Genomic DNA, 13,087 nt, shown 5'->3' with positions numbered 1-13,087 from the left:
CCTGCGCGGAACCAGGCGGTACCGTCGTGGCACGGCCCGGTGGCTCCGCTCCCGGGCCGGCGCTGATCACGATCGGCCGACACGTGCGGCCGCACCCGGGAGGAGCCCTGGTGAGTCGCCGCGACCACCCCAACCCGTCCGCGGCGCCGGTGCAGAAGCTGCGCCTGCGCTACACCAAACGAGGGCGCCTGCGGTTCAGCTCGCACCGCGACCTCGCCCGGGTGTTCGAGCGGGCGCTGCGCCGCGCGGGGGTACCGATGGCGTACTCGCAGGGGTTCAGCCCCCATCCCAAGATCTCCTGGGCCGGTGCGGTGCCGACGGGCGTGGCCAGCGAAGCCGAGTACGTCGAGCTGCAGCTGGTGCAGCGGGTGGAACCGGACCTGCTGCGGGCGGAGCTGAACCGGGTCCTGCCGCCCGGGATGGAGCTCGTCGAAGTGGTGGAGGCCGGGCCGGGCGCGCTGGCCGAACGCCTCACCGCGAGCCGCTGGGCGGTCGAACTGCCGGACGTCGGCGTCGAACCGCTGCGCGCCGCGGTCGCCGCCCTGCTCGCCGCCGAGTCGGTCGAAGTGGAGCGGATGACCAAGGACGGGCGCCGGACCTTGGACGCGCGAGCGGCGCTCGTGTCGGCGGAAGTCCTGGACAGTGCAGATCCGGCTGCGGTGTGTGACCAATCTTCCGCTTCCGTCGCCCAAGTGGACGATTGGCCGAAGGGCCCTGCACCGTATGGGATACTCGTAACGGTCGTGCGGCAGACAACACCCGTCGTTCGACCCGACGATGTGCTGAACGCCCTGCGCGTCGTCGCCGATCTGGACCCGTCCACGGCCGCTCGAGCGACCCGGTGGGAACAAGGTCGGCTCGACGACGAGGGAGGGCTCGCCGACCCGTTCGCCCAGGACAGGGCGACGGCCGTGGCCCAGCGGGAGACAATCCCGGCCGGGTGACGTGCCAAGGCGCGGACACCGTCGGACCCACCGTGGGACTTCCCGGTTCACCCAGAGCCGGGACGGAGGGGACCAGCAGAATTGCCGTCGCCCCCGGGCGACGGAAGACCGCAGAACGCACATGCTCCTGTGCGGCCGCGTCCAACGGACGCGCCCGGGGGCGGAGGAGTTGAATGTCGAACACGGAAACGCCCGCTGGGAACGCCAGCGGGCCATCGCCCACATCCACGCAGGAAAGCGGCTCGGGCACCTTCGAACTGCCCGCCAAGCTGCGAGTGCACGCGCTGGCGAAGCTGCTGGGGGCCAGCAGCCGGGAGGTCATCACCTCCCTCGATTCGCTCGGCGAGGCCGTGCGCAGCGCGCAGTCCAACATCACGCGCGAGGTCGCGCTCCGGGTGGTGCAGCAGCTGCGTCCCGAGCAGATCGTCGCCGAGGACGCCGCCGAGCAGCCCGCCGCGGCCGCGAAGCAGGATCCGGTGCCGGAGCAGCCCGCCCAGCAGGACGAGACGCCCGAGCAGCCGGCTGAGACCACCCCGCTGAACCCGGTGTTCGCGGCCCCGCAGGCGATGTTCCTCGCCCCGGAGCCCGTCGCGGCCCGCCCCGCGCCCGCCGCGCCGGAACCGGTCGCCGAGACCGACGACGAGGACGACGACTCCGACCACTCCGCCGACGGCGAGGAATCGGCCGAGGGCGACGACGAGAACGGCGGCCGCCGCCGTCGCCGCCGCGGCCGCCGCGGCCGCGGCCGGGGCAAGGGCGGCGAAGGCGAGCAGTCCGAAGCGGGCGACGAGCAGCCCGAGGACGAGGCCGAGAAGCCCGGCAAGCAGGACAAGCCCGGCAAGGGCCGGAAGGACTCCCGCAAGGACGGCGGCCGCAAGGACGACGCCCGCGAGGACTCCACCGACGCGGCCGCCGAGGACGAGAAGGACACCAAGTCCGCCGACGCGCCCGCCGAGGGCGGCGGTGAGGACTCCAGCCGCCGTCGCCGCCGTCGCCGCCGCCGCAAGGGCGCCGGGGACGACGACGGACCGTCGCGGGACGACGATCCGCCGAACACCGTCGTGCACGTCCGGGAGGAGCGGCAGGACAACGGCCGCCCGGAGAGCAGCGACGACGAGGTCCGCGCGATCAAGGGCTCCACGCGGCTGGAGGCCAAGCGCCAGCGCCGCCGCGACGGCCGCGAAGCCGGTCGCCGCCGGGCCCCGGTGCTGTCCGAGTCCGAGTTCCTCGCCCGCCGCGAAGCGGTGGACCGCAGCATGGTGGTGCGCGAGAACGGCGACCAGACCCAGATCGCGGTGCTGGAGGACAACGTCCTCGTCGAGAACTTCGTCACCGCCTCCGGCTCCGGCTCGCTCGTCGGCAACGTGTACCTGGGCCGCGTGCAGAACGTGCTGCCCAGCATGGAAGCCGCGTTCGTCGACATCGGCCGCGGCCGCAACGCCGTGCTGTACGCGGGCGAGGTCGACTGGGACGCCGCCGGGCTCGCGGGCAAGGCGCGCCGCATCGAGCAGGCCCTGTCCACCGGCGACAGCGTCCTGGTGCAGGTCACCAAGGACCCCGTCGGTCACAAGGGCGCCCGGCTGACCACCCAGATCAGCCTGCCCGGCCGGTTCCTGGTGTACGTGCCGGGCGGCGGTGCCACCGGCATCAGCCGGAAGCTGCCGGACAACGAGCGCAAGCGGCTCAAGGAGATCCTCAAGCGGATCGTCCCGGACAACGCCGGTGTGATCATCCGCACCGCCTCCGAGGGCACCAGCGAAGAGGCCCTGGACCGCGACGTGCGCCGCCTGCAGGCCCAGTGGGAGGTCATCAAGGAGAAGGCCGACACCCCGAAGGCCCAGGCGCCGCAGCTGCTCTACGAGGAGCCCGACCTGCTGATCAAGGTCGTGCGGGACCTGTTCACCGAGGACTTCTCCTCGCTGGTCGTCCAGGGCGGCGACGCGTGGGACACCATCGAGGCCTACGTGCAGCACGTGGCGCCGGACCTGATGAGCCGGCTCACCAAGCACACCGGCAAGGGCGACGTCTTCACCGAGCAGCGGATCACCGAGCAGATCGCGAAGGCGCTGGACCGCAAGGTCTGGTTGCCCTCCGGTGGCTACCTGGTGATCGACCGCACCGAGGCGATGACCGTCATCGACGTCAACACCGGCAAGTTCACCGGCTCGGGCGGCAACCTGGAGGAGACGGTCACCAGGAACAACCTGGAGGCGGCCGAGGAGATCGTGCGCCAGCTGCGGCTGCGCGACATCGGCGGCATCATCGTGATCGACTTCATCGACATGGTGCTGGAGTCCAACCGGGACCTGGTGCTGCGCAGGCTCACCGAGTGCCTCGGGCGGGACCGCACCCGGCACCAGGTCGCCGAGGTGACCTCGCTCGGGCTGGTGCAGATGACCCGCAAGCGGGTCGGCACCGGTCTGCTGGAGGCCTACAGCAGCACGTGCGAGCACTGCCGCGGGCGGGGCCTGATGGTCTCGACGGACCCGGTGGTGCACCAGCACGGCGGTGGGAACTCCGGCGGCGGCGGTGGCGGCGGCTCGCGCCGGAACCGCAACAAGGGCAAGCACGACGGCTCCGGGGACTCGGACGGTGCGCAGCACGGCGAGCGCAACGGGGCCGTGCAGGAGCAGTCCTCGAAGGACGCCCAGAGCAAGCAGGACTCCGGCAAGCAGGACTCCGGCAAGCAGGACTCCGGCAAGCAGGACTCCGGCAAGCAGGACTCCGGCAAGCAGGACTCCGGCAAGCAGGACTCCGGCAAGCAGGACTCCGGCAAGCAGGACTCTGCCAAGCAGGAGTCCGGCAAGGATTCGGGCAAGCAGGAGTCGGGCAAGGACTCCGCCAAGCAGGACTCCGGCAAGCACGAGTCGGCCAAGGATTCCGGCAAGCAGGACGGCGGCAAGCACGGCGGCGGCAAGCGCGAGCAGGGCAAGCCCGCCGAGCAGGACTCGGGCCGGAAGGACGGCGGTAAGCAGGACACCGCCGAGCAGGCCCCTGGCGAGCAGGGCGGCAAGCCCGCGAAGCAGGAGCAGGCGGCCGAACCCGCCGCCCCGGTCGAGCAGCGGCCCGCGCAGCAGAAGCCCGAGCAGCACTCCGCGCAGCAGCAGTCCGAGCAGCACTCCGCGCAGCAGCAGCCCGCATCCCCGGCCGCCCAGCAGCCGGAGTCCGGGGAGACCAACGGCCGCTCCCGGCGGCGCAAGGTCAGCCGCCCGGCGGGCAGCGCGGGAGCATCGGCCGAGCCGGTGGTCCTCGCGGTGGAGAAGCCGGCCGAGCCCGCCACCAACGGGGTCCCGGAGGTGCCGGCGCCTGCGACGGCCTCGGTCACCCGCAGGCCGCGGCGCCGGGCGGCGTCCCGGGCCGCGGGCGCGCCGACGAACTCCCCGGAGGCCGCCCCCGGCGACGCCGCGGACGCCACCGCCGGAGCGAGTTCCGAGAGCTGAGCAGCACCGCCGCGGGCGGGGCCGGGGGTTCCCCGGCCCCGCCCGCGGTCGTTGCACCGCCCCGTCCTCCGCTTCGGCGGCAGGCGGTCACCAGGCGGGTTCGAACCGCACCACGTCGACCTCGGCGGACCCGGCCAGCCCGGGGTAGTGCCTCGCCAGCGCGGCCCGCAGCTCGGCCAGGTCGGCGAAGCCGTCCAGCACCGCGTCCTCGTCGGTCAGCGCGTCCGCGGGCTTGCGCTCCACTCCGGTCACCTCGGCCGCCAACGTCGTCGCCGATCCGTCCGCGTGCTCGAACACCAGCCGCACCGGGCCGGGCCGCACCGGATCGTGCACCCGCACGGTGCTGCGCTTGGCGCCGTCGCGGACCGCGTCCAGGTAGCGGTCCCACACGTGCAGTTCCGGGGCAGGCCCGCCCGGTTCGTAGTTCCGGTAGTCGTAGGGGAACGGCAGCAGGTCGGTGATCGGGACCGCTTCCAGCCCGTTCTTGCCGCGGATGATCGCCCGCGACCGCGGGAAGTAGTCGAACAGCTGCTGCCTGCACCGGCCGCAGGGCGGGATGACCTGCCGGCCGGTCGCCAGGACCGCGACCACCGTCGTCAGCGGTGCGGACCCGGAGGCGGCGGCCTGGCCGATCACGACGGGTTCCGCGCACGGGCCGCCGGTGAAGTGCGAGACGTTCATCCCGGTGAACACCGCGCCCCGCTCGTCGTAGGCGGCGGCCGACACCTGGTGGCCGTCGTCGAGCGTGGCGCGGTCGAGCACGGCGGTGGCCCGCCGCACCAGTTCGAGGTCCGCATCGGTGAGCATGGGGCCCGATGCTAGGCGCAGGCCCCCACCCCGTCCCCTCGATTTCTCAGCAGCCGAGGCGCACGCGGGCCTGGGCTGTTTCCTGTCAGCGGCGAAGCCGCTGAGCCGCCGACCACGCACGCAGAACGACCACCCGCCACCCGAGCACCGCACAACAGGGTCAGCGAGTGTCCTCGGCGACCAGGTCGGTGACGTCCGCGTCGCGCCCGGTGCGGTGCAGCACCAGCTCCGCGAGCAGCCCGGTGGAGATCATCTGCACCGCGAAGATCTCCAGCAGGATGCCCAGCGTCAGCAGCGGCCGCGTCCCGATCGACTGCTCGGTGAACACCCACACCCCGGTCAGGTAAAGCAGGATCAGCGTCCCCGCCGAGCCCGCGGCCATGCCCAGCCCGCCGAACAGGTGCGCGGGCCGCCGCCCGTAGCGGGTCAGCGCCACCACGGTCAGCAGGTCCAGCGCGCCGCGGACGTAGCGCTCCAGCCCGTACTTCGACGTGCCGTGCTCGCGGGCCCGGTGGTGCACCGGCAGCTCCCGCACCCGGTAGCCGAGCTGGTGGGCCAGCGCCGGGATGTAGCGGTGCAGCTCGCCGTACAGCGGTACCCGCCGGTACACCTCGGTGCGGGCCGCTTTGAGCCCGCAGTTGTGGTCGGACAGCCGCAGCCCGGTGATGACCCCGGTCATCCAGTTGAAGAACTTCGACGGCAGCCGCTTGCCCAGCGGGTCCTTGCGCTGCGCCTTGTGCCCGCTGACCAGGTCGGCGCCCGCGTCGAGTTCGGCGAGCAGCCGCGGCACCTCGGCCGGGTCGTCCTGCAGGTCGGCGTCGAGGGTGACCAGCAGCCGCCCGCGCACCTCGGCGACCCCGGCGGCGAGCGCGGCGGCCTTGCCGAAGTTCCGCCGCATCCGCAGGCCGCGGATCCGCGGGTCGGCGGCCGCGTGCTCGGTGATGACCCGCCAGCTGCCGTCCGAGCTGCCGTCGTCGACGACGAGCAGCTCCCAGCTGCGCTGCTGGGCGTCCATCACGGCGGTGATCTCGGCGAACAGCCTCGGCAGGCTCTCGGCTTCGTCCTTCGCCGGGGTCAGCAGGGACACCTCGACGGTCGCGGCGGGCTCGGTCACGACACCACCTCCGGCTGTTCGGTGAGCGGGCGGATCCACCAGCCGTCGGGGAAGCGGAACGCGACGCGCAGCGGCCCGGCGGTGTCGGCGGGGACCACCGCGCGGTAACCGAGGCCGATCTCGATGCCGGGGGTCTGGCTCTCGGCGTCGGAGCGCGGGATGTCGACCACACCGCCGCCGACGACCTCGCCCCGCTGGTCGAGGACGGCGACGCAGCGGGCGCGTTCGATGCCGGAGATCGCCCAGCCCTTGAGCATCCGGGCGCCGCCCTGGACCTGGTCGGTCTCCACGTTGAGGACCACGTCCCAGCCGGCGGGCCGCGGTTCCCGGTAGCTGCCGATGCTGGGCACCCGCCAGTCCGCGGTGTCGACCCGGGTCCCGATCTCGACGTCGTCGCGGCAGCCGAGGGTGAACTCGTCGGAGAACGGGTAGTGCCCGAGCGCCCGCAGCCGCGGCAGCAGCCGCTCGGGGGAGGGGAAGCGGTCGGTGAACGCGTCCGTCGTGCCGACCTTCGCGGCGACCGCCAGCAGGTTCTGGTTCGGCGCGTCCTCGCGCACCGCCTGCGCCATCGGCGCGCCCAGCGCGACGGTGCTGAGCACGGTGGTGAACACCGCGATCGACCGGACTCCGGGCCACCGCGCCCAGGCGACGGCGATGACCAGCACCGCGATCCACAGCGCCGCGGTCATGCTGTTGTACCGGCTCTGCAACCCGGCGGACTCGCCGAACGCGGCCCGCGAACCGGAGATCATCACCGCGCAGCCCGCGGCGTACACGGCGAGGCCCCACCAGGGCGCGCTGGCCGCGCGGTGCTCCGGGCGCAGGCAGCCGGGCAGGTGCAGGGCCAGCACCGCGAGCCCCGCGACCCCGGCGACCAGCGCCAGCGACGGCTCGGTGCCGGTCCACACCATGCCGAGCATGCTCAGCCCCGCCAGCAGGGCCTGCGCCGGATCGTCGGTGGGGGAGGAACCGCCGCCGCCCTGCGGGCCGCGCAGCAGCAGCCAGGTGGTGACCACGACCACGCCGACGACCATCGGGGTGGCGACGCGGCCGCGCCGCTCGCCGCGCATCCAGCCGACCACCGACAGCGCAGGCCACACCGCGAACGAGGTGCCGTAGCTGATGGAGGCCAGCAGCCCCAGCAGCACCGCGGGCAGCAGCCGCCCCCGCTGCATCGCCAGCAGCGCGCCCAGCACCAGCAGCATCGCCAAGATCCACGAGGCGCCGCTCATCGAGCGCACGAAGTTGTGGATGCCGTGCGGGTTGAACACCAGCGTCGAGGTCGCCACCACCAGCGCCGCCCGCTGCCACCGGCTCAGCGAGGCGGGCAGCATCGCCAGCACCAGCAGCACGCAGCCCACGCCGAACGCCAGCACCACCAGCCCCAGCGGGTGGTTGAGCCCGTGCCCGAACCGGGCGCTGAGCCAGAACAGCAGGCTCGGCAGCACGAACGGGTGCTCGTTGCGGAAGCCGAACAGCGCCTCCGGCCGCAGCGAGCCGTCCTCGCCGGTGATGTCCAGCAGGACCCACCAGTAGTCGTAGAAGTGCAGCTGGGGCGCGCGCAGCACCTCCCGCAGCATCATCAGCGGCGGTACGAGGGCCGACAGCAGCAGCAACCGGGGCCCGAGCGGACCTTCGCGCAGCCGCCGGAAGCGGTCGCGCGGCAGGTCGTCCCGGCCCTCGGATTCGGTGTGCTCGTCGCGCCCCGGAACGGACTCGGCTGCGATCTCGGTCACGCGAATTTCCCCATGTCACGGTCGAACGGCGACCCACCGTAGCAAGCGGTCCGGCGGGTTCCGGGGCCTTCGCCCGCATTGATCGGTGCGCCGTTCGCCACGTCCGACGGGCCGTTCCGGGGGTGCGCGTCGGGCCGGATCCGGCCTGGCATACGCTGTCGTCCTGCCCGCTCGCGGCTGCTCCGACCCCTCGTGGTCGGGCGCCACCGGGTGGTCTGTATGCTGTGTGAGCACTTCTCGCCGCCGGACGGGCGGAGAGGCAAAACGCCTGTAGAACCCGGTGTGCCCCTCGTGGGGACGAGGGTCGCGACGCAGGAACCCCCCGAAGCCCGGCTCGGCCGGGCGGTAGGAACTCCGGTTCGCCGGAGAGGGCGTCAACGGGTGAACCAAGCGAACCGAGTAGCAGGAGACTTCCGACTCATGTACGCGATCGTCAAGACCGGCGGCAAGCAGTACAAAGTGGCGGTCGGGGACGTCGTCGAGGTCGAGAAGCTCGAAGGCGACTCCGGCACCGAGGTCACCTTCCCGGCTGTTCTGGTCGTCGACGGCACCGACGTCACCGCCGACGCCGACGCACTGGCGAAGGTTTCGGTGACCGGGAAGCTGGTCGAGCAGACCAAGGGCCCCAAGATCCGCATCCACAAGTTCAAGAACAAGACCGGATACCAGAAGCGCCAGGGTCACCGTCAGAAGCTGACCCGCGTTGAGGTCACCGGCATCACCAAGTGAGGACCTGAGTAGTCATGGCACACAAGAAGGGCGCTTCCAGCTCTCGCAACGGCCGCGACTCGAACCCCCAGTACCTCGGGGTCAAGCGCTACGGCGGCCAGGTCGTCAAGGCCGGTGAGATCCTGCTCCGGCAGCGCGGCACCAAGTTCCACCCCGGCCTGAACGTCGGCCGCGGCAAGGACGACACGCTGTTCGCGCTGTCGGCCGGTGAGGTCGAGTTCGGCAGCAAGCGCGGTCGCAAGACCGTCAACATCGTGCCGGCCGAGGTCGTCTGACCCGGCTCTCGGCACCAGCAGTTCCCGACGAGGGGCGGGTCCGGTCTCTGCACCGGCCCGCCCCTCGTTCGCGTTCGCGGAACGCATCGAATGTCAGCACTCCCCGCACCTGGAGGGACTCGTGTCGCGGTTCGTTGACCGCGTGACCATCCACATCGCCGCAGGCGATGGGGGCAATGGCTGCGCCTCGGTCCACCGGGAGAAGTTCAAACCGCTCGGCGGCCCCGACGGCGGCAACGGCGGCCGCGGCGGCGACGTGCGGCTCGTCGTCGACCCCGGCGTGCACACGCTGCTCGACTTCCACCACCGCCCGCACGCGACCGCGGCCAGCGGCAAGCAGGGGCGCGGCAGCCTGCGCAACGGCGCCATCGGCGAAGACCTGGTGCTGCCCGTCCCGGACGGCACGGTCGTGCTCACCGAGAGCGGTGAGGTGCTGGCCGATCTGGTCGGGCCGGGCACCACGTTCATCGCGGCCGAAGGCGGCCGCGGCGGGCTGGGCAACGCGGCGCTGGCCTCGAAGGCGCGCAAGGCGCCCGGGTTCGCGCTGCTCGGCGAGCCGGGGGACGAGCAGGACCTGGTGCTGGAGCTGAAGTCCGTCGCCGACGTGGGGCTGCTCGGCTTCCCGTCCGCGGGCAAGTCCTCGCTGATCTCGGTGGTCTCCGCGGCCAAGCCGAAGATCGCGGACTACCCGTTCACCACGCTGGCGCCGAACCTCGGCGTGGTCACCGCGGGCGAGACCGTGTTCACCGTCGCCGACGTCCCCGGCCTGATCCCCGGTGCCAGCGACGGGCGCGGGCTCGGCCTGGACTTCCTGCGGCACATCGAGCGGTGCGCGGTGCTGGTGCACGTGGTGGACTGCGCGACGCTGGAGCCGGGACGCGACCCGCTGTCCGACATCGACGCGCTGGAAGAAGAGCTGGCCCGGTACACGCCCGCGCTGCAGGGCGAGCACGGCGACCTCGGCGACCGGCCGCGGCTGGTGGTGCTGAACAAGGTGGACGTGCCGGAGGCCCGCGAGCTGGCCGAGCTGATCCGCCCCGACCTGGAGTCCCGCGGCCTGCGCGTGTTCGAGGTGTCGGCGGCCAGCCACGAAGGTCTCCGCGAGCTGTCGTTCGCGATGGCCGAGGAGGTCGAGCGCTACCGGGCTTCGCTGCCCGAACCGGAACCGGCCCGGGTCGTGGTGCGCCCGCACGCCATCGGCGACAGCGGTTTCACCGTGGAGACCGACCCGGAGGACGACGAGGCGTTCGTCGTGCGCGGCGAGAAGCCGGAGCGGTGGGTGCGCCAGACCGCGTTCGACAACGACGAGGCGGTGGGCTTCCTCGCCGACCGGCTCGCGAAGCTCGGCGTGGAGGAGGCGCTCGGCAAGGCCGGTGCCGAACCGGGCAGCCAGGTCACCATCGGCGGCGTCACGTTCGACTGGGAGCCGTCCACCCCGGCGGGGGTCGCGGCCGTGCTCACCGGCCGCGGCACCGACGCTCGCCTGGACGCGTCCGACCGGATCGGCGCGGCCGACCGGAAGGCGGCGAAGAAGGCGCGCCGCGGGAACCTCGACGCGGAAGGCGGCTACGCCGGGGGAGCCGAGGAGGACGAGTGACCGGCGCGGTGCAGTCCTCGCCGACCCGCGACTCGATCGCGGCGGCGCACCGCATCGTCGTCAAGGTCGGCTCGTCCTCGCTGACCACCGGCCGGGGCGCGCTGGACCAGGCGCGGCTCGCGGCCCTGGTGGACGCGGTGGAAGCGCGCGTCGCCACCGGCTGCCAGGTCGTGGTGGTGTCCTCCGGTGCCATCGCCGCGGGCATCGCCCCGCTGGGGCTGCGCCGCCGTCCGCGCGACCTGGCCACCAAGCAGGCCGCGGCCAGCGTGGGGCAGCAGGCGCTGGCGCACGCCTACGCCGAGTCCTTCGCCCGCTACCGGCGCACCGTGGGGCAGGTGCTGCTCACCGCCGACGACGTGGTGCGGCGCGCGCACTACCGCAACGCGCAGCGCACGCTGAACCGGCTGCTCACCCTCGGCGTGGTGCCGGTGGTGAACGAGAACGACACGGTCGCCACCGCCGAGATCCGGTTCGGCGACAACGACCGGCTGGCCGCGCTGGTCTCGCACCTGGTCGGCGCCGACGCGCTGCTGCTGCTGTCCGATGTGGACGCCCTGTACGACGGTGATCCGCGCGGCGGTGGGGCGTCGGCGATCCGCGAGGTCACCAGCGCCGCCGACCTGGCCGGGGTGGACGCCGGCGCCTCGGGTTCCGGGGTGGGCACCGGTGGCATGGCCTCGAAGGTGGAGGCCGCGCGGGTCGCGTGCACCGCGGGCATCCCGGTGCTGCTGACCTCGGCGGCGCAGGCCGCACGGGCCCTCGGCGCCGCCGACGTGGGCACCGCGTTCGCCACCACCGGCAGCAGGCTCTCCGCCCGGCGCTTCTGGCTGGCGCACGCGGCGGGGGCGCGCGGCAGGTTGTGGCTCGACGACGGCGCGGTCGCGGCCGTGGTGCGGCGGCGCCGCTCGCTGCTGGCCGCGGGGATCACCTCGGTGGAGGGCGCGTTCGACGGCGGGGACGTGGTGGAACTCGTCGACCCGGCCGGAGCCGTGGTGGCCCGCGGCGTCGTCGCCTACGACGCGGCGGAACTGCCGGAGCTCGTCGGCCGGTCCAGCCACGAGCTGCCCGCCGAGCAGCGCCGCGAAGTGGTGCACGCCGACGATCTGGTGCCGCTGCGCTAGCGCAGTTCGCTGCCCCGGGTCTCCGGCAGCGCCAAGATCACGAAGAACGTGATGACGGCCGCGGCCGCGATGTACCAGAAGAACAGCCCCTCCGCGCCGAACGCGGCGAACGCCTGGATCACCAGGGGCGCCGTCCCGCCGAACACCGCGACGGTCAGGTTGTACCAAGCGCCGATGCCGAGGCCGCGCAGCTCCGTCGGGAAGAGCTCCGACATGATCGCCGGGGCGATTGAGGTCATCGCCGAGTAGAGCCCGACGCCGACGCAGAACACCACCAGCAGCCCGCCGAGTCCCGGCCCGACCAGCGCGGACAGCGGCACGATCAGCACCGCCGTCGCCGCCGACCACACCAGCAGCTGCGGCCTGCGCCCGAACCGGTCCGAGAGCACTCCCATCGGGTACTGCAGCGCGATGAACAGCACCGTCGCCACCGACAGCGCGAGGAACACGTCCGTCGCGTCCGCGTGCCGGGTGTCCACGGCGAACGGGGTGAGCGCGCTGAAGAACGTGTAGTAGCAGAGCGTGGAGAGCATGCTGAACCCGATGAGCATGCCCACGGCCCGGGGGTGCAGCCGCAGCGTCGTCCACAGTGGACTGCGCAGCGCCCGCGCCTTCTCCCGGTTGTCGGCGAACTGCTCGGTCTCCTCCAGCGACCGCCGCAGCCAGATGCCGATCAGGCCGAGCACCCCGCCGATGACGAACGGGATGCGCCAGCCGAACGCGGTCAGCTGCTGCTCGGTCAGCACCGAGGTCAGCAGGTACCCCAGCAGCGAGGCCACCAGCAGCGCCGCCCCGGTGGAGATGTAGAAGAACGACGAGTACCGGCCGCGCCTGCTCGCCGGGGCGATCTCGGCCAGGTAGGCGGAGGCGTTCGAGACCTCACCGCCCAGCGACAGCCCCTGCCCGATGCGCGCGAGCACCAGCAGCACCGGTGCGCCCCAGCCGATCAGGTCGAAGGTGGGCAGCACCCCGATCAGCAGCGAGCCGCCCGCCATCAGCGCGATCGTCAGCAGCATCGCCGTCTTGCGCCCGCGCAGGTCGGCGAACCGGCCCAGCAGCCAGCCGCCGAGCGGGCGGAAGAAGAACGCCAGCGCGAACGTCGCCAGCGTGTTCACCAGCGCCAGCTCACCGGGGAAGAAGCGGCTCGCGAAGTACACGCTGAACGCGCTGTAGATCGTCCAGTCGTACCACTCGATCGCATTGCCGATGCTGGCCGCGACCAGCTTGCGCACCGGAAGCCGGTGCCGCTCCGGCACCTCCGACCTCGACGTCACCATCCGCAGCCTCCCCCGCACAGACCGCGTCACACTATGGCGGTCCGTGC

Annotated in this window: 10 protein-coding genes; 6 read left to right on the top strand and 4 right to left on the bottom strand. The window is 72.8% G+C overall.

The window, feature by feature from the left end; all coding sequences use genetic code 11:
• Positions 1–110: 110 nt before the first annotated feature.
• Together H1226_RS22220 and H1226_RS22215 are read left to right on the top strand one after the other, a co-directional pair.
• The gene (locus H1226_RS22220; protein WP_373689977.1) at positions 111–944 is read left to right on the top strand and encodes a TIGR03936 family radical SAM-associated protein; all 834 of its coding nucleotides are present in this window, start codon (positions 111–113) and stop codon (positions 942–944) included.
• Positions 945–1,117: 173 nt separating this feature from the next.
• A complete protein-coding gene (locus tag H1226_RS22215) occupies positions 1,118–4,384 on the top strand; it encodes a translation initiation factor IF-2 N-terminal domain-containing protein (RefSeq protein ID WP_258342353.1) in 3,267 nt (1,088 codons plus the stop codon).
• A gap of 87 nt (positions 4,385–4,471) precedes the next feature.
• Here the strand turns inward: H1226_RS22215 and H1226_RS22210 are convergent, their stop codons facing one another.
• From H1226_RS22210 to H1226_RS22200, 3 genes are all read right to left on the bottom strand, one after another.
• Complete coding sequence (locus tag H1226_RS22210; RefSeq protein ID WP_258342352.1) at positions 4,472–5,191, bottom strand: ASCH domain-containing protein; 720 nt, start codon at positions 5,189–5,191, stop codon at positions 4,472–4,474.
• Between the two features lie 160 nt (positions 5,192–5,351).
• A complete protein-coding gene (locus tag H1226_RS22205; protein ID WP_224967261.1) occupies positions 5,352–6,305 on the bottom strand; it encodes a glycosyltransferase family 2 protein in 954 nt (317 codons plus the stop codon).
• Positions 6,302–8,041: a DUF2339 domain-containing protein gene (locus tag H1226_RS22200; RefSeq protein ID WP_258342351.1), complete on the bottom strand. Its 1,740-nt coding sequence runs from the start codon at positions 8,039–8,041 to the stop codon at positions 6,302–6,304. Before H1226_RS22200 ends, H1226_RS22205 begins: the two co-directional genes overlap by 4 nt.
• Before the next feature lie 420 nt (positions 8,042–8,461).
• Between H1226_RS22200 and rplU the strand changes: the two genes are divergently transcribed.
• The 4 genes from rplU (at position 8,462) to proB (ending at position 11,763) form a co-directional block, all read left to right on the top strand.
• On the top strand, positions 8,462–8,770 hold the full coding sequence (gene rplU, locus H1226_RS22195) for a 50S ribosomal protein L21 (protein WP_224961929.1): 309 nt from the start codon (positions 8,462–8,464) through the stop codon (positions 8,768–8,770).
• Between the two features lie 14 nt (positions 8,771–8,784).
• Positions 8,785–9,045 (top strand): 50S ribosomal protein L27, encoded by a 261-nt coding sequence (gene rpmA, locus H1226_RS22190; protein ID WP_224961931.1) that lies wholly within the window; start codon positions 8,785–8,787, stop codon positions 9,043–9,045.
• Positions 9,046–9,154: 109 nt separating this feature from the next.
• Positions 9,155–10,642 (top strand): GTPase ObgE, encoded by a 1,488-nt coding sequence (gene obgE, locus H1226_RS22185; RefSeq protein ID WP_225044730.1) that lies wholly within the window; start codon positions 9,155–9,157, stop codon positions 10,640–10,642.
• Entirely contained in the window at positions 10,639–11,763 is a 1,125-nt protein-coding gene (proB, locus tag H1226_RS22180; protein ID WP_224961933.1) for a glutamate 5-kinase, read from the top strand. Before obgE ends, proB begins: the two co-directional genes overlap by 4 nt.
• On the opposite strand, the gene H1226_RS22175 is transcribed toward proB, so the two are convergent.
• The gene (locus tag H1226_RS22175; RefSeq protein WP_258342350.1) at positions 11,760–13,040 is read right to left on the bottom strand and encodes an MFS transporter; all 1,281 of its coding nucleotides are present in this window, start codon (positions 13,038–13,040) and stop codon (positions 11,760–11,762) included. The two genes, proB and H1226_RS22175, sit on opposite strands and share 4 nt — an antisense overlap.
• Positions 13,041–13,087 lie beyond the last annotated feature (47 nt).

The organism is Saccharopolyspora gregorii (assembly GCF_024734405.1).
Lineage (GTDB): Bacteria > Actinomycetota > Actinomycetes > Mycobacteriales > Pseudonocardiaceae > Saccharopolyspora_C > Saccharopolyspora_C gregorii.
This window is presented reverse-complemented; position numbering and strand designations above follow the sequence as displayed.